This is a genomic window from Flavobacterium glycines, assembly GCF_900100165.1.
Lineage (GTDB): Bacteria > Bacteroidota > Bacteroidia > Flavobacteriales > Flavobacteriaceae > Flavobacterium > Flavobacterium glycines.
The window spans coordinates 165,624-183,044 of sequence record NZ_FNEO01000006.1 but is presented as its reverse complement, the minus strand read 5'-3'; the positions used below and the strand labels follow the sequence as shown (position 1 = coordinate 183,044).

The following is a 17,421-nucleotide window of genomic DNA, read 5'->3' as shown; positions in this document are numbered from 1 at the left end:
ACGTTAGCGGTAATTTTCTCGCCACACAGACATGACACAGACAACAAAAAATATATTACAGATTATTTTAGTAACGCTTTTATTAAGCGTTCTAATTTTCGCTTTTACAGAAAGGTCGAATCAACTATGGGAAAAAACGGCTTTAATATTAATGGGTTTAGCATTTATAATACTGGAAATAAGAAGAATTAAAAGAATCAAGTATTTTAATCTCATTGAGAATGATTTAATAATCAATCAGACTTTTTCAGATCAAAAAAGATACGATTTAAAAGCAATTTCAAGTTGGACTGAAAACCATTATAATCTATTAGGAATTAAAACCGGAAACGAAATAATCATAAATATTGAAGGAGAAAAAATCAGATTGTTTGAACGAAATTCAAAGGATTATGAAAAGCTGTCTGATTACTTGAATGATAAGTTATCAGCGAAGTACGAAAACTACCGCTAACAGCGGTTTCGCGCAATTGCTGGTTTTTGTTTTTATGCGTTCACGAAAAACGTATATCTTTAACAGAAAATAATTCGTTCGCTGGCATCGCAACTGTCGCAAAGCCAAGGAACGTTAGTGGCAAGCTCGCCAAAAAAAACGCAGAAAAAAGAAAATTTATATGGAAAACACGATTAAAGAAATTAGCAGAAATGCTGTTATTCCTTTGCAAAACTTATCTAAAAACGGAGTAAAAAGAACAAAAGAATTTAATATTAATTGTTGCGATTTAGAAGATTATAATCATATTGACATTACTAATTCAGATAAATATGAAAAAATGTTTACTGAACTAAAAGAATTAGTTGGACCTTGTTTGTATTACTTTGAAATAACTTCAGAGAACTTAACATCCGAAATAATTGACAAAATAAAACAATATTCAATTAGCGAAAATTCGAAATCAATTCCTGCTATCAAAAGTAAAATAATAGAAAGCAAAATACTTTACGTAGGAAAAGTTAAGCGCCATTTTTGGGGAAGACTTATTCAGCATTTAGGATATTATAAAGTAAATAGAACTCAAGGATTACAACTGTTTTATTGGACAAAAGAACTTAATTTGAATTTAAAATTAACTGTTTTTGAGTTTGAACCTGAAATGATTAATCTAATGGAAGTTTTAGAAAATGATTTAGCCAAACATTTAAAGCCAATTTTAGGTAAGCATAAATAATTCAACCCTTAAGAGCCAGCCACTAACACACGCTACAACGGATTTGGGCAATTGGCTTAATGGAAAGTTGGTTTTGTATTTGTGATGATTTGGCAAATCCGAAAATAGGGCTTAATTTAGTCCCAAACCCGCTGTAGCGCGAGAACGTTGTAGGTAATTGCAAAAAGAAGCCGAAGCGTATAAAAGACAATGTAAAAATGACAGAAGAAAACCCAAATAAATATGCGATATTATTTGCTGAAAAGTTCCTCCGCGGAAAATCATATGACTTTATAGTATCAACAGCAGAATATCTTAAAAAGATTGCAGAAACTACCTGCAAGCTTCCAACCTTAACAGAAGAGAGTTAACACTTTCGTAAGTTTTAAATACTGCAAAAGGATGAGTATCGTCTTTTTCATGTAGAGATATTTCGGTTATAGCGGGTTGTTTAAAACCAGGTTCATAAGAAGAAACATTGTAGATTTTATCTACGTTTAGGTTTTGTTCGTTATTATTACAGTCGATAATTTTGATTGTTTTCATATAGTTAAGTTCTTTGAAATTGTGTGTTTGTTTAAAAATTAAAACTTTTGTTTATGTTGTATAAACTTTTGTTATAAAAGGTGTCGTTTATATAGATAAATAGTATCGTTTTTATTAGATTGTTAGTTTAGACTGTGATTATCTTTGCAGAGTCGTTTAAAGAGACGCTCCTAATATTATAATTGGAGATACTCTTAGAGACTAAAAAGAAAACCCAACCGAAGTTGGGCTTCTTAAAGGTTATTATCCTTTTAATGAGATTATCCATCTTACTGTTTCAAACAAGGCTGTGGAGGCGAAATTGATAAAGTAAGGGTTCTCATAGAATTTAGGTTTGGAGTCTCTTTCCATTTCTGTTTTCTAATTAGAAGATTAATAATGTTTGCCCAGTAACCGAGGCGAGCCGTTTGATTTAAAGTTTTCATCATTTTAAATTTAAGTTGAACAATATTTTTAAGAACTACATTTTAAGCCCACTTTCCGACGAAAGAATTGGGCATTTTCTATTTTAATTTGCAAACCTACTAAATTCTACCCATTCTTACAAGAATTTGACGAAAAAGTTTACAGAAAACAAACACACAATTTCAAAAAAAGCAACTACCTACAACAGCAGTTACAAGTAATTGCTAGAATAAGGTTACGCAGAAAGAATATTGGAATTAAATTTCCGTAAATAAAAAATAGAATTAATAACCCCGCAACTACTTGTAGCTGCAAGACGTTAGGTGATATTTTGAACAACAATACATTAAAATCATAATTCAAACTGAATCTATATGGAATTGAGAATTGGAATTGAAAAATACGAAACAAATAAATATTCCATAAAAAGTATTGAATACATTCAAGGAATACTGCATTCTTTCGCTGAACTAAATGAACCTAATTCTAATCTTGTATTTGAATATGAAATTGTTGAATTCGGTAAATCTGAAAATATATCTGAAACATTAAAAAAAAGATTTTACATTTTTGAAAACCAACAAATAAATTTACTCGATATTTCAAAGGAGACTTTTTTAGATATTTTGAAAGTTTGGTTTTTTAATAATGGTGAACTTAGAAATCTTAATATTAGCCCTGATAAGCAAGAAAACCAAATAAATGATTTTTTTCAACTGTTAGAAGACATCTTAAAGGTCAATAAAATTTTAAAAATAGAGAACTTGAAAAGTGAAAACGAAAAAGTTCATTTAGAGCTTGGTATTGATTATGAGTACATAATATTAAAATGTGAAGAAACAAATTATATTCTCTATTTCACATTTTGGGATTAAGAAAAACATCACCTAACAGCCACTACAACGGATTTGGGCATTGGGCTTAATGGAAAGATGGTTTTGTATTTGGAATATTTGGCAAATCCGAAGAATGGGCTTAATTTAGTCCCAAACCCGCTGTAGTGCCAGAACGTTGTGTGCTATTTTATTGAGTGCTAACAACAATATCTAATTTTACATATGACAAATCCAAAGCAAAACATATTAGATTCGATTGAAACTTTCAAAAAAATATACGGAGAAGAATATATTTTTTCACCAATCGCTAACGAAAAAGAGATTGAGTTATTTGAAAATAAATTTAATGTTAGATTACCTGAAGATTATAGATGGTTTTTGTTAAATATTGCTAATGGAATAATTTGTAAAGACGAATATCAATTAGATTTTATTGAGAAAATAGATTTTCAAAATTTCTTTTACGAAGAAGATGAATTTAATCCAAGTGTTCCTTTTAGATTAACAACAAAAGTACTATTTTCTAAACCAGAATTTGAAGATAAATATCCCTATGAAATAATGTATGATGAAGATGATACAATTTTTATGAATGGATATCTAAATGGTGAAATTACTATTGCTAGTTATGGTTGTGGTACATTTGCATTTTTAATAATTAATGGAGCAGAATTCGGAAATGTATGGATAGATGATTATTCTTCAAATCAAGAAGTTTATCCCGAATATGACTTGAAAACGAATAGAAAACGCTTGAACTTTAATGATTGGTTATTAAAAAGAATTGATAGACGTATTGAAATTTATCATCAGTCCATTGAAGTGGAAAGAACAATCAAAAAAGAACAGGAATTTGAGAAAATTGAAAAATATAGAATTGACGAAGAAAAAAAACAAGCAGAAAAAGACGAAAGAATCAGAATGCACTCATTAAAAGATAAAAGAGATTTTCTAACAATTCTATTAGATAAATTATTTGGTTAAAAAAAACAGCACACAACAGCCACTACAACGGATTTGGGCATTGGGCTTAATGGAAAGATGGTTTTGTATCCCACTGGCTCTCGTTTGCAACGAGAGCCCACTTACATCAATAGATAAATCGTAGCGTTTGAGGTTAAAAATAGTTCCATCACTAACTAGCCACCTTGCAAACGCTACTTTTATTTTTACAATTTAACTCAGGCAACAAAAACAGGTAAGAAAATTAAAGAAGCAACAAACCAACCTCAAAAAACAACAAATATTTATCGAATATCAATAAATACTTATTACATTTGATACATTGTTTCACTTTTATTCGACCCTTATGAAACGCATATCCATCCTATTTCTTCAAGCAGTTATTGTACTTATTGGCATTGTTGCTCTAATCATCCTTATTCGGTTTCCGTTGACCGAAGGAAGAGCCCAAAACTTAGATTTATTCAGCATTTACGCCGACCCATTGATACTCTATAGCTATGCTTCTTCAATTGCTTTTTTTGTCGCTTTGTATAAGGCATTTCGATTATTGGGTTATATCGGACAAAACAAATTGTTTACGCCAACCTCGGTAAAAGCTTTAAAAAGTATCAAATTTTGCGCAATCCTGTTATGTATTTTGATTGCAGCAGCAGGAGTCTACATCAATATATTTCATCATAAAGACGACGATCCTGCCGGTTTTATAGCAATGAGTATGATTCTTATTTTTATTGGTATTGCTATTGCAACTGCTTTGGCGGTACTTGAAAAAATTCTGCAAAATGCCATCGACATGAAAAATGAAAATGACCTAACTATTTAAGCTATGCCTATTATTATAAACTTAGACGTGATGATGGCCAAGCGAAAAATTTCCCTGAATGAACTTTCAGAAAAAGTCGATTTGACATTATCCAACCTTTCTATTTTAAAAACAGGAAAAGCAAAAGCAATCCGTTTTAGTACCTTAGAAGCCATTTGCAAAGCATTAGACTGCCAACCCGGCGATATTTTGGAATATGCAAATGATGATGAAACTTAAAAGTCGCTTATTAAATTCAATCTTTTTTTAAAACAACACAATAAGTAAACAACTCCTGCCGGGTTGTTTTTTTATTTCCATTATTTTCTATTATTTTCGAAAATTATTTATTTTTTTCGAAAAACAACTAATTCATTTGTAATTGTAATTTTAAGTCTTAATTTTACAAGAATACTAAAACGATAACACAAAGTAGCTCAATAAAAAAAATGGAAAGAATTTTTGCAGAATATTACATTGAAACCCCTTATGAAGTAGAACAGGCTGCGGCCGTATTAGCAGGGGAACAATCATCAGGAACGTTTGTTTCGGTTCCGGGAGAAACTGCCGAACTAAAACAACGTTTTGCTGCCCGCGTAGAAAACATTGAAAAGCTGGATATTGTTGACGAACCTTCGATTCCGGGAAACAGCATTCCAGGCAAAAAATACCAAAGAGCCAAAGTACAGGTAAGCTGGTCTATTGAAAATTTTGGTTATAATTTACCGGTTCTAATCAGTACTTTACAAGGAAATCTATACGAAATCAGTCAGTTTACAGGTTTAAAACTAATGGATTTTGACGTTCCGGATTCTTTCAAAAATCATTACAGAGGACCTCAATTTGGAATCAAAGGTTCTAAAGCATCTTGCGGAGTTACTGACAGACCGATGATTGGAACCATTATCAAACCAAGTGTGGGTATGGGCGTTGACGAAACAGCTGCCCTAGTAAAAACATTAATCGACGCAGGTATCGATTTTATCAAGGATGATGAATTGATGGGATCCACCGCCAACTCTCTTTTTGACGACCGTGTAAACGTTATCATGAAAGTAATTAATGAGCATGCTCAAAAAACCGGGAAGAAAGTAATGTATGCTTTTAACATCAGTGACGAAATTGATGAAATGCAAAGAAAATACGATCTAATAAAAAAACACGAAGGAACTTGTGCCATGATTAGTATCAACAGCGTGGGATTGAGCGCTACGAAAAAAATATGTGATCAGGGTGATTTGGTTATTCACGGTCATAGAAATGGCTGGGGAATGTTGAACCGTCATCCGCTGTTGGGAATTGAATTTCCGGCTTATCAAAAAATTTGGCGTTTGGCAGGTGTTGACCAAATGCACGTTAACGGAATCCAGAATAAGTTTTGGGAATCGGACGATTCGGTTGTAAAATCGATTCAATCCTGTTTAAAACCATTTGTATGCGGAAACAATCCTTTACCGGTAGTTTCTTCAGGACAATGGGGAGGACAAGCACCTGAAACCTACAGAAGAACCCAAACCACCGATTTATTATACATGGCCGGTGGCGGAATCCTGGCACACCCAATGGGAGCAACAGCAGGCGTAAACGCACTGCAACAAGCATGGAAAGCGGCAGTTGACGGATTATCAGTAGAAGAAGCAGCATTAGAATATCCTGAATTTGCAGCATCAGTTAAGAAATTTTCAAAATAATGAAACGAGAACACGAAATATTATTAGCCTATTACGGTGATGATTTCACAGGCTCCACGGATGCTTTGGAATTCCTGACCTTAGCCGGTATTAAAACCGTTCTATTTCTCCGGTCTCCACTTCATAAAGACTTAGCGCTTTTTCCCGGCGTACAGGCTATTGGTTTGGCCGGAAAAAGCCGTTCGATGTCACCGATAGAAATGGAAGGCGAATTGTATCCTGCTTTTGAAACCTTAAGAGATTTTAACCCGGAACAGGTGCATTACAAGGTTTGCTCTACTTTTGATTCGGCGCTACATGTGGGCAACATTGGTAAAGCCATCGAAATAGGCAGCGAAGTTTTTAATCAAAAAACCACCTTCGTCTCCCCTGCTGCGCCACACTTGGGACGTTATTGCGCTTTTGGAAATTTATTTGCCCGAATGGGAACCATCGGAAATGGTGAAATCCATCGCATTGACCGCCATCCTTCAATGAGCAAACATCCTGTTACTCCTGCCCATGAAGCCGACTTGAGATTGCATTTGGCACAACAAACTTCAAAATCAATTGATTTAATCAATATTACCACAATTGAAGCTGGTAGTGAAGCTGTTTTGGATGAAATTCAAACTAAAAAAAAGAAAGAAATTCTGTTTTTTGACGGAATAAATAAGGATCATTTAAAAACCATTGGAGCCGTTTTTCAGCAAAAAGGAAAAGAAAAAACACTTTTTACGGTAGGTTCTTCGGGTATCGAAATGGCATTAGGATTGGCCTGGAAAGAAAAAAACACAATCAATAGTAAATTCGAATTTGAACCTCCGGGCGAAGCCGCTCCGCTATTGGTTATCTCGGGAAGCTGTTCGCCAGTGACCGCTAACCAAATAGAATATGCGTTGGAAAATGGTTTTAAAGGCATCGCTTTAGAAAGCAAAGTCATGCATCACGATCATCAGGAACAAAGTATTGCCAATGTTGCCAGAGAAATCATTGGCAATATTAAAGAGGGAGAAAATACCGTTTTGCATACCAGTATAGGAACAAATGACAAAAGAATTGCTGAAACTGAAGATTATTTAAAACACAGCGGTCTTAACCATAAAGAAATTCAAAAACAAAGCAGTAAAATTTACGGCCGTGTTTTAGGACAGATTATAAAAGACGTACTAAAATCAACAAAAGTGCAACGAATACTATTTGCCGGTGGTGACACTTCGAGTTATGCCGCATCCGAATTAGGAATTTTTGCCTTAGAAATGTTGGCACCACTAGCCCCCGGGGCACCGCTTTGCAAAGCCATTTCGGAAGACGAATTGGTAAACGGACTGGAATTAAATTTCAAAGGAGGTCAGGTAGGCACTCCGGATTATTTTATAAAAGTATTAAAAGGAGAAAAATTAATATAAAAAGTAATAACAGCTATACACTGTAAAAAAACAACAAATTAACACATGACAGCAAAAACATTAGGATTCGTCCACACCTCAGCTACATTAGTACCTCTATTCCAACAATTAACTTCTGAATATCTAAATGGAGTAGAAACTTTTAACATTGTAGATGATAGTTTGATTAAAGATGTTATTAAAAAAGGAAAATTAATGCCTAATACGGCTGCAAGAGTGGTAAACCACGTGAAAGCAGCCGAAGAAGCCGGTGCCGATGTAATTTTGGTAACCTGCTCTTCTATTGGCGTAGCTATAGAAACTGCAGCAACTTTATCCAGCGTTCCAGTAATTAGAGTGGACCAAGCGATGGCTGATGAAGCCGTACAAATAAGTGAAAAAATTGGTGTAATTGCCACTTTGCCGACTACCCTTGAACCAACGAGTGATTTGGTACGAAGAAGAGCATTAGCAGCAGGAAAAAATGTAACTATTGTTTCTAAATTATGCGAAGGCGCTTTTGAAGCTCTTATGAGTGGAGATGCTGCCAAACATGACGAAATGGTAGCTAAAGCCCTGAAAGAATTAATGCAGGAAGTAGGTGTTATCGTTTTGGCACAGGCTTCAATGGCTCGTGTTGTTGACGGTTTGACTGATGCCGAAAAAATAGTTCCTATTCTTGCCAGCCCTGCAATTGCGATGAAAAAATTAGCCGAAATTTACTTTTAATAAATCTCCTATGCGTAAATTTTTTCTTTGGGCTAGCCCTGTTTTATTTATCGTTGCAGCTATTGGCTGGTTTTTAGAAATTGACCCTGTTTGGAAAATGAGTTTAATTGCTGCTTTTTCGAGCATGGCTGTTGGTATTGGTCACAGCAAACTTTTAAGTGGTTACCAATATACCTTTTGGATTATCACTGCCGTATGCGCAGGTTTAATTTACCCTCAAACCTTTTTACACATTGGATCGATAGATTTACGCAACAAATGGCTCATTTTAATTATCATTCAATTGGTAATGTTCGGAATGGGAACCCAAATGAGTATTGAAGATTTTACGGGAATTCGCAAATCAGGAAGAGGAGTTATCATTGGCCTATTGGGACATTTTACCATTATGCCTATTACTGGTTTTATTTTGGCAAAAACATTTCATTTCGAACCCGAAATTGCCGCAGGGATTATTCTCATTGGTTCTTGCAGCAGTGGTTTAGCTTCGAATGTGATGACCTATATTGCCAAAGGAAACCTGGTTTTATCAGTTACGGTGACCGCCATTTCTACCTTAGCTGCTCCGGTTATGACTCCTTTTTTAATGAAAATATTTGCCGGAACCATGGTTGAAGTTCAATTTTTCAACATGATGATGGAGATTATCAAAATAGTTTTGGTTCCATTAGCGGCCGCTATGATTCATGATATTCTTAAAAATTACGGTTCAACAGCCCGAAAAAGAATTGATATTTCAACTATAATCTCAGCAATTTGGCTAGCAGTATTGTTCTTTTTTAATAATTCTTTCAACTACGAAGCGGATAGTACAATTGCCCACATAATCGAAATTAGTGCTTTTATAGCCGGTGCATTTTTAGTTGGAAAAGGCTATCATTTGGCTTACAAAGCCTATCCGAAAATAGACAGTATCATGCCTTATTTTTCTATGTTTGGTATCATTTATTTCACCTTAGTGACCACCGCAGCCGGAAGGGATAATTTATTGCAAATAGGATTTTTACTTTTCTTAGTAGCTATTCTTCACAATGGAGCAGGTTATTTCTTTGGATATTATCTAAGCCGTATTTGTGGTTTGGACAAAAACAGCAGCCGTACCATCGCCTTTGAAGTAGGTCTACAAAACGGAGGAATGGCATCAGGATTAGCCGGTGCTATGGGAAAACTGGCTACAGTTGGTTTAGCTTCAGCGGTATTTAGCCCGTGGATGAATGTTTCGGGTTCTTTGTTAGCCAATTATTGGAGAAAAAAAGCAGAGATTGAAGAAGAAAAAACAGAAGCTAGTTTATGTAACACTTAAGAAATTTTCATATCTACCGTATAAAAAATCATCTGATATCATTTTATAGATATCAGATGATTTTTTTTATTACTACGAAATCTGATGAATATATTTTCCATTCAAAAAACACACTTAATCAAACTTCAAAATTCCCCTTACATTATTACAGCCTTTTTCACTAATCCAAAAGTTAATATTTAACATTTAATTAACCTAAAACACAAAACGCAAAAAAAACAACTAAAAAAAACATTAATAATTTAAATTCATGTTATTTTTTAAAAAATTTATATCTTGTAATCGATTACTATTTTTTTTACTATTTTTAGTAAAAACTTTAAGTATAAAGTTAATCGATTACATTTTTCAACAAACAGCTCTTTTTTATTTATTAAATCTTTTTTTAACAATTATTTATTAATCTAATATTCTCAAAAGCATGAATCTACACAACACCAGTTAAAACTAATTTATCTACTAAATAAACTATTATTTTTAACCAACAAACAAAAAATATGAATACAAAAATTAATAATAAATTTTATATAATTCTATTAGGTTTTCTTTTTTACCTCCCTGCACTTGGGCAACAAATTACTGTAAAAGGTATAGTTAAAGACACCAAAACAGGGATACCTCTACCAGGAGTTTCTGTACTTATCAAAAGTACCACAAAAGGTACTTCAACTGATTTTGATGGTAATTATACCATTAAAACTGATGCTAAATCAATTCTACAATTTAGTTTCATCGGCTATAAAACTGTGGAAATCCCTGTAAATGGCAAAACCACAATCAATGCCAGCCTGAATGAAGAAAGCAACCAACTGGAAGAAATTGTAGTAATTGGTTATGGAACTGCAAAAAGAAAAGATCTTACAGGGTCTATTGCTTCAGTTACCAGTGAAGAAGTTACCAGAGCCCCAGTTGCAAATGTTGCTCAAGCTTTACAAGGAAAACTTCCTGGAGTTAATGTAGTTGCTCAGGATGGTAGACCTGGTGCAAACATATCAATCCGTGTACGTGGTGGAGGTTCCATTTCACAAAGCAACGAACCTCTTTATATTGTCGATGGTTTTCAGGTTTCTTCAATCAGTAGCATTCCGGGAAGTCAAATAGAACGTATCGATGTATTGAAAGACGCTTCTGCTACCGCCATTTATGGAGCTCAGGGAGCAAATGGAGTAATTTTAGTAACTACTAAAAGTGGTAAAGAAGGAAAAACAAAAGTAACATATGATGGTTATACCCAATTCAACACACCAACAGGATATCTACCTGTAATGAATGGTTACGATTATATTAAATACAACTGGGCTTATGCACAAGCTATCGGAGATGGCTATGCCAATGCCTGGGAAAAATTATGGTTAATAGGTAATGAATTTAACGGCAGTAACAGTGCAGGAATTGATTACTATAAAACTGTAAAAAGTGAAGACTTTAGTAAACAAGTTTATAAAAGTTCATTCACACACAATCATGACTTTAATATCACAAGTGGAAACGAAAAAACAAAATATGTATTTTCAGTAAATCATATTGATCAGGAGGGTATGAAAATAAATTCATCTTACAAAAGATCGAATGTTACCTTCAAATTAGATCAAAAATTAGGAAATAAAATAACATTCTCATTAAACACAAGATACAGTCAAGAACAAAATATCGGAAACGAAGGAACAAGCTCCGGAGGAGGTTCTCTTTTAACATCTGCTTACTGGTTTCGTCCTATAGCTGCAAGTGATGTATTAGGTGAATCTGATGTTACCATTAATACACAATTAGGAGATTATGAAACACTATTAAATGACATTTATAGTCCTGTAAAAAGAATTAACGATTACACAGACACTAATATCGCTCGAAAATTAGTAGCTAATACTGCATTTAGCTGGGAAATCACTAAAGGTCTTACTGCTAAAACAAACTTAGGATTAACTTCTGATTGGAGCAGAAGAAAAATATGGCAGGGGGCTATTTATCAACGATATGTAGACTCACAAGGCAACAAAACTTTTGCAGGAGATGCATCTATTAACGCTTCAGAAGGATGGAATTATCGTTGGTTCAACACACTAAACTACGATGTACAAGGATTAGGGGAAAAACATTCATTAAGTATTCTTGCAGGAATGGAAGTTGCTGATTCCCATTCTGAAAGCACTTATGTCTTCGGAAGAAGGTACCCTGTTTCCTTTGATGCGCAGCGTGCTTTTGCAAACATGGATTCTTACGATCATTCCGATACAAAATATGGTGGATTCAGCTCCAATATTGGTACACCAAATCGTTCTAATTCTTATTTTGGTCGTGTTAACTATTCTTTTTTAGATAAATATTTATTTACCGCCACTTTTAGAGCAGACGGTTCTTCTAGATTTGCTCCAACTCAACGTTGGGCATATTTCCCTGCTGGTGCAGTTGCATGGCGTATTTCTGATGAAAATTTCATGAAAAATATAAACTGGATTAGTAGTCTTAAATTACGTACTTCCTATGGAGAAGTAGGTAATGATGGGATTAATGCAGGATTATGGAAAATGAACTGGGAATCAGGAGGATTAACTGGATATTCTTTAAATGAAGTTCAACAATTATCTTATGTACCAGCTTCAACTCTTAATAACCCTAACTTAAAATGGGAAACGACAATTACTAGAAACATAGGACTTGATTTTGCTTTATTCAATAATAAATTAAAAGGTACAATTGATGTTTATAAAAATACCGTAAAAGATTTATTATTATTAAGACCAATTGCTGAAATAAGTGGTTTTTCCGCAATGTATGATAATTTAGGAACTACTAGTAATAAAGGAATAGAAATCTCTTTGAACGGAGATCTAATAAAAACAAAAGATTTTAATTTGCACGGAAGTGTCAACATTAACTTTAACAAAGGAAATGTTGATAAATTAGGAGAAGGAATTAATTCCACTTATAGCTCTGCCTGGGGAGGTATCAACAACAAACCGCAATCCGGAGATTATGTTTTTGAAGTTGGCAAACCTGTAGGTTTAGTTCGCGGATGGGTTTATGACGGTTGGTACACTACAAATGATTTTGACTACAATGCAGCTGGAGCCGGAACTTACACTTTAAAATCAGGAATTCCTGATATTGCCAGTGGTTATCTTGCTACTGTTTACGGAACAACCGGACATAAACCAGGTTCTCAAACCGCTTATCCCGGAGTACCAAAATACAAAGATCTTAATAACGACGGAATTATTAACGAAAGTGATACAAAGGTTATTGGAAATATGAATCCTAAACATACTGGTGGTTTTAACCTAAGTGGGAATTATAAAAACTTTGATTTTGGTTTTGATTTTAACTGGAGTTACGGAAATGACATTTATAATGCTAATCATTTAAATGCTTATCAGGGAAATAAAGAATCAGGATTATTTAGAAACAGACTGCAAGAATTAGCAGGAGCTTACAAAATCTACGATGTTATCAACGGACAGATTACACCGGTTGTAGCACCAGCTGATTTAAATGCATTAAATGCCAATACAACTACTTTTATTCCTTTTGCCGAATCAACAATGACTTCTACTTACGCTATTGAAGATGGTTCTTTCTTAAGACTAAATACTTTTACTTTAGGATACTCTCTTCCTGAAAATATTTTAACAAAAATCGGATTCAGTAATTTACGTGTTTACGGAACTATCTATAATGCATTTACAATAACTAGTTATAACGGTTTAGACCCGGAAGTTAATCCTGATTCTTCAAGAAACGGAGACTACCCTACTCCGGGGCTTGATTATGGTTCTTATCCTCGTCCGCGTTCATTTACATTAGGAGTTAACGTTGCATTCTAATTTTAAAGCTAATTAAATTATGAAAAAGTTATTATATTTCATGCTTTGTATTTCGATTTTATCAAATACCGCATGTAACAAAGATTTTTTAGAAGTACAATCTCCTTCACAGGTAGATGAAGACTTTGTTTTTTCCTCTCCAAGTGAAGCTTACAAAGCTATGGTTGGGAACTATGATATTTGGCGACTTGCCGACTCAGGAATGTTTTATGATACTGAAATCGTAGGTTCTGACTCAGAATGTCATCCGGAAGCTTATAGCGCACAAAGCCGACATATTCCAGAAGGACTTTTCGCTACTGATTTAAGTATCAATGAAACAAATCCAAAAAGTTTCTTCGCTAATGCCTATAAAATAATTAGTCGTTCCAATGTTATGATTGAAGCAATCGGCGCTAAACAAGAATACCAAGATGCGGTTGCCGCTAACAAAATTACTGAATGGACACAATTATATGGAGAGGCAGTCGTTTTTCGTGCCAATATGTATCAATACTTAATTAAATATTTTGGTGATGTCCCTTATTTTGATGTTCCGGTAAGAAACTTAGAGCAATTAGAAACAACTGGATTAACTTCCAGAGACGAAATTTATGATAAAGAAATTGAAGCTCTTAAAAAAGTTGAACCACTTATGAATCGTATCGGAGAAGGAGGTTTAACAGCCGAGCGTTTTACCCGATCTTTTGCTCAGGGATTAATTGGAAGAATGGCTCTTGCTGCCGGAGGGTGGCAGACGCGCCGTACTGATTTTGATTATGGAACTGTAACTTTTGAACAAAAAGGAACCGTATTTTGGAACGCTAAATATGTGAGACGCACCGATTACAAAACCTATATTGCTATTGCAAAAGAATACCTTCAAAAATTAGTAGATAATTCAGGTACAGCTCGTTTAATAACCACTGATGAAAGAACTGGAAATTTCAACAATCCTTTCCAAAGACATTTTCAATACATCATGGATTTAACTGTTAGTCCAGAATCAATTTTTGAAACAGGAACAACAAGAGCAGTAGGTGTTTCGGAATTCCCTTATGCTTTTGGCCGTCCATCAGGTGGTGGTGGAGCTAACGCTTTTCCTTGTAAAGCATATGGACAAAGCCGTATTTATGCTGCGTTTTATTATGGTGAATTTGATCCAAAAGACATGCGAAGAGATGTAACAGTAGCAGTTACAGCTAATTCAGGAGCCTGCTCTGAAAAATTAATTGATTTTTCTCCGGGAAGCAGAGAAAAAGGAGGTTTAGCTAATAACAAACTGGATGAAAGCCGTATGAAAGATCCTTATACAGCAGCGCAGCGTTCTTCTGGATGTAACTGGGTACAAATGCGTATGAGTGATGTAATTTTAAATTTATCCTACGCTTATGCCCTTTTGGGAGATGAACCAAATGCTAAATTAAATTTAACGAAAGTACGTAGTCGTGCATTTTCTTCTGTTGATCAAACCGCTAAAGTAACAAACTATGTAAATGCTCTAACAGGTGAAGCCTTAATTGATGGAATATTAGAGGAACGCAAATTAGAATTAGCAGGAGAAGGACATACACGTTGGGACATGATTTTATCAGGAAAAATGCCAGAAAGAATCAAAAAACTTCGTGACAGACAAATCGCCATGGTCAACGGTTTAAAAACTAATGGATATTACACTTTCCCAGAAACAGGATTAACTATTTCTAATTATATTTGGACAAAAGCGGTAAACATGACTTCTTTTGGCTTATCAACTATGTTAACAGGAAATGCAAATGTAGATGAATCTAATCCAAATTATCCAGTTTTAACACCTGGTTGGAGAGGGAACTGTGATAAATGGACAGGAACCACTTACAACTCAGGAAACGGATTCACAGCTTCTTCCGGAAATAGAAACATAGCTATTAAAGGTTTGTACAGATATATCAATCCAAATAGCCAGGAAGCAACAGATCTTCAAAATGCAGGATATGTAAAAACCAAATGGGGAATCAATATTGTAGCTAATGAAAGCCAATATACTACAGATATTTTTAAGGGATATCAAGATAATTATTATACAGCCGGTTATCCTCCTCGTTACATAAGAGCTTTCTCTTACCAAACACTTTCTCAATCTAACGGTAATATTACCCAAGGTTATGGATACGCTTCTGAATAATAAATATTGTTAATTACATTAAATCCTCCGTCTAAAAAAGACGGAGGATTTTTTATTAGCTAACTTCAAATCGACCCTAAAAAATTCAAAATAAATTAATTACATTTATAAAAACCAATCCTTTTAATTCTATTAACCTTAATTTAAAAACCAAAATTTTATGGAAGTTACACGAAGAAAATTTTTAACATCTATAAGCATGCTTGCGGCTTATACAGCATTTCCTCTTAGTTCTTTTGATTTTGATACTACTAAAAAACTTCGAATTGTTCTTGTAGGAACAGGAATCAGAGGTACTAGTTTTTGGGGCAAAAGATTAATTCAGGAATATTCAGATATACTTGAATTTGTAGGCCTCAGCGACATTAATCCCGGAAGATTGGAGTATGCTAAAAAATTTATGGGAGTAAATTGTCCTACATTCGTAAATTTTGATGAAATGTTACAAAAAACAAAACCCGATTTAATTATTGTAACTACTAAAGATTCAACCCATCATCAATTCATCATCAAAGGATTAACTTCCGGTTATGATGTGCTTACCGAAAAACCACTTACCACCGACGAAAATAAATGCCAGGAAATTTTAAATGCCGAAAAAAAATCAGGTAAAAATTTAATTGTTGGCTTTAATTATCGATGGAGCCCTTACAGCACCAAAATAAAAGAATTATTAGCCAATAACACTATTGGAAAAATCACTTCTGTTGATTTTCATTGGTATTTAAACACCTATCATGGCGCTTCTTATTTTAGAAGATGGCATGGTCAAAAAGAAAATGGAGGTTCACTTTGGGTACACAAGGCCACACACCATTTTGATTTACTTAACTGGTGGCTTGATTCCGATCCGACTGAAGTTTTTGCCTTGGGCGATTTAGAACATTATGGAAAAAACAATCCTTTCAGAGGTAAAAATTGTAGAAGCTGCGAACATAAATCCACCTGCAACTACTATTATGACATTACTAAAGACCAGCAATCGATGGACTTGTATGTAGCCAATGAAAAATACGATGGTTACATCCGGGACAACTGTCTTTTCAGAGAAGAAATCGATATTTACGATAAAATGTCAGCTCAAATAAAATATGCTAACAATGCTACTGTAAATTATTCACTTACCACCTACTCCCCTTTTGAAGGCTGGAGATTGGCTTTTAACGGTACCGAAGGACGCATTGAAGCATCTCTAGATATTCCGTATGATAAAAAAACAAAGGTGGATCAGGCTGAAATGCATGCCAAGGAAATGGAACAATCAGCCTTAGAAGATGCAGACCATGAAACAATTATAGTACATAAACTTTGGAAAGATTTTGAAAAAGTAACTGTTCCAACAGAAAAAGGCGGTCACGGTGGTGGCGATCAACGCCTGCATGACAAAATTTTCAAAACACCAAATACTGCCGATCCGTTTGAAAGATCTGCCGGAAGCAGGGACGGTGCCATGTCAGTTTTAATTGGTATCGCCGCCCGAAATAGTATTGAATCAGGAAATCCTATAAAAATAGAAGACTTAACCGATATAACACCAATGCCTAACAGAAATAAATAATTTTCTAAATCGTTCAATTTTAATAAATAACCCATTATTGGTATTTGCTTTTTAGCTTTACTTCCAATGGGTTATTTTTATCAATTATTTTCCACCAAATTCCATG

At 34.3% G+C, this 17,421-nt stretch carries 13 protein-coding genes and 1 pseudogene; all 14 read left to right on the top strand.

The window, feature by feature from the left end; translation table 11 throughout:
• The first annotated feature begins 151 nt into the window (after positions 1 to 151).
• The 14 genes and pseudogenes from BLR17_RS13550 (at position 152) to BLR17_RS13485 (ending at position 17,315) form a co-directional block, all read left to right on the top strand.
• Positions 152 to 454 (top strand): hypothetical protein, encoded by a 303-nt coding sequence (locus BLR17_RS13550; protein ID WP_139068390.1) that lies wholly within the window; start codon positions 152 to 154, stop codon positions 452 to 454.
• A 160-nt stretch (positions 455 to 614) separates the two neighbouring features.
• Complete coding sequence (locus BLR17_RS13545; RefSeq protein ID WP_066328988.1) at positions 615 to 1,169, top strand: hypothetical protein; 555 nt, start codon at positions 615 to 617, stop codon at positions 1,167 to 1,169.
• Positions 1,170 to 1,366: 197 nt separating this feature from the next.
• The gene (locus tag BLR17_RS16500) at positions 1,367 to 1,519 is read left to right on the top strand and encodes a hypothetical protein (protein ID WP_169817168.1); all 153 of its coding nucleotides are present in this window, start codon (positions 1,367 to 1,369) and stop codon (positions 1,517 to 1,519) included.
• 954 nt (positions 1,520 to 2,473) lie between these two features.
• Positions 2,474 to 2,974, top strand: coding sequence for a hypothetical protein (locus BLR17_RS13535; RefSeq protein ID WP_066328985.1), 501 nt, complete (start codon positions 2,474 to 2,476; stop codon positions 2,972 to 2,974).
• Positions 2,975 to 3,157: 183 nt separating this feature from the next.
• Positions 3,158 to 3,919, top strand: a complete 762-nt coding sequence (locus BLR17_RS13530; RefSeq protein WP_066328984.1) for an SMI1/KNR4 family protein — start codon at positions 3,158 to 3,160, stop codon at positions 3,917 to 3,919.
• Positions 3,920 to 4,244: 325 nt separating this feature from the next.
• A complete protein-coding gene (locus BLR17_RS13525) occupies positions 4,245 to 4,724 on the top strand; it encodes a DUF2975 domain-containing protein (protein ID WP_066328983.1) in 480 nt (159 codons plus the stop codon).
• A 3-nt stretch (positions 4,725 to 4,727) separates the two neighbouring features.
• Positions 4,728 to 4,943 carry a helix-turn-helix domain-containing protein gene (locus BLR17_RS13520; protein ID WP_066328981.1) on the top strand — a complete coding sequence of 72 codons (216 nt, stop codon included), beginning with the start codon at positions 4,728 to 4,730 and terminating at the stop codon, positions 4,941 to 4,943.
• 209 nt (positions 4,944 to 5,152) lie between these two features.
• A complete protein-coding gene (locus BLR17_RS13515) occupies positions 5,153 to 6,394 on the top strand; it encodes a ribulose-bisphosphate carboxylase large subunit family protein (protein ID WP_066328980.1) in 1,242 nt (413 codons plus the stop codon).
• Entirely contained in the window at positions 6,394 to 7,782 is a 1,389-nt protein-coding gene (locus BLR17_RS13510) for a four-carbon acid sugar kinase family protein (RefSeq protein WP_066328978.1), read from the top strand. The genes BLR17_RS13515 and BLR17_RS13510 overlap by 1 nt, the downstream gene beginning before the upstream one ends.
• 45 nt (positions 7,783 to 7,827) lie before the next feature.
• The gene (locus BLR17_RS13505; protein ID WP_066328977.1) at positions 7,828 to 8,490 is read left to right on the top strand and encodes an aspartate/glutamate racemase family protein; all 663 of its coding nucleotides are present in this window, start codon (positions 7,828 to 7,830) and stop codon (positions 8,488 to 8,490) included.
• Between the two features lie 10 nt (positions 8,491 to 8,500).
• Positions 8,501 to 9,793 (top strand): bile acid:sodium symporter family protein, encoded by a 1,293-nt coding sequence (locus BLR17_RS13500; protein WP_066328975.1) that lies wholly within the window; start codon positions 8,501 to 8,503, stop codon positions 9,791 to 9,793.
• Positions 9,794 to 10,290: 497 nt separating this feature from the next.
• On the top strand, positions 10,291 to 13,614 hold the full coding sequence (locus BLR17_RS13495; RefSeq protein WP_083189492.1) for a SusC/RagA family TonB-linked outer membrane protein: 3,324 nt from the start codon (positions 10,291 to 10,293) through the stop codon (positions 13,612 to 13,614).
• 19 nt (positions 13,615 to 13,633) lie between these two features.
• Positions 13,634 to 15,235, top strand: a pseudogene (locus BLR17_RS13490) (RagB/SusD family nutrient uptake outer membrane protein); the annotation flags it as partial.
• Between the two features lie 682 nt (positions 15,236 to 15,917).
• Positions 15,918 to 17,315: a Gfo/Idh/MocA family oxidoreductase gene (locus BLR17_RS13485; RefSeq protein WP_066328972.1), complete on the top strand. Its 1,398-nt coding sequence runs from the start codon at positions 15,918 to 15,920 to the stop codon at positions 17,313 to 17,315.
• Positions 17,316 to 17,421 lie beyond the last annotated feature (106 nt).

Excerpts from the sequence above, each read along its gene's own strand:
- BLR17_RS13550 (WP_139068390.1), top strand. The coding sequence starts at position 152 with ATGGGTTTAGCATTTATAATACTGGAAATAAGAAGAATTAAAAGAATC.
- BLR17_RS13545 (WP_066328988.1), top strand. The coding sequence starts at position 615 with ATGGAAAACACGATTAAAGAAATTAGCAGAAATGCTGTTATTCCTTTG.
- BLR17_RS16500 (WP_169817168.1), top strand. The coding sequence starts at position 1,367 with ATGACAGAAGAAAACCCAAATAAATATGCGATATTATTTGCTGAAAAG.
- BLR17_RS13535 (WP_066328985.1), top strand. The coding sequence starts at position 2,474 with ATGGAATTGAGAATTGGAATTGAAAAATACGAAACAAATAAATATTCC.
- BLR17_RS13530 (WP_066328984.1), top strand. The coding sequence starts at position 3,158 with ATGACAAATCCAAAGCAAAACATATTAGATTCGATTGAAACTTTCAAA.
- BLR17_RS13525 (WP_066328983.1), top strand. The coding sequence starts at position 4,245 with ATGAAACGCATATCCATCCTATTTCTTCAAGCAGTTATTGTACTTATT.
- BLR17_RS13520 (WP_066328981.1), top strand. The coding sequence starts at position 4,728 with ATGCCTATTATTATAAACTTAGACGTGATGATGGCCAAGCGAAAAATT.
- BLR17_RS13515 (WP_066328980.1), top strand. The coding sequence starts at position 5,153 with ATGGAAAGAATTTTTGCAGAATATTACATTGAAACCCCTTATGAAGTA.
- BLR17_RS13510 (WP_066328978.1), top strand. The coding sequence starts at position 6,394 with ATGAAACGAGAACACGAAATATTATTAGCCTATTACGGTGATGATTTC.
- BLR17_RS13505 (WP_066328977.1), top strand. The coding sequence starts at position 7,828 with ATGACAGCAAAAACATTAGGATTCGTCCACACCTCAGCTACATTAGTA.
- BLR17_RS13500 (WP_066328975.1), top strand. The coding sequence starts at position 8,501 with ATGCGTAAATTTTTTCTTTGGGCTAGCCCTGTTTTATTTATCGTTGCA.
- BLR17_RS13495 (WP_083189492.1), top strand. The coding sequence starts at position 10,291 with ATGAATACAAAAATTAATAATAAATTTTATATAATTCTATTAGGTTTT.
- BLR17_RS13485 (WP_066328972.1), top strand. The coding sequence starts at position 15,918 with ATGGAAGTTACACGAAGAAAATTTTTAACATCTATAAGCATGCTTGCG.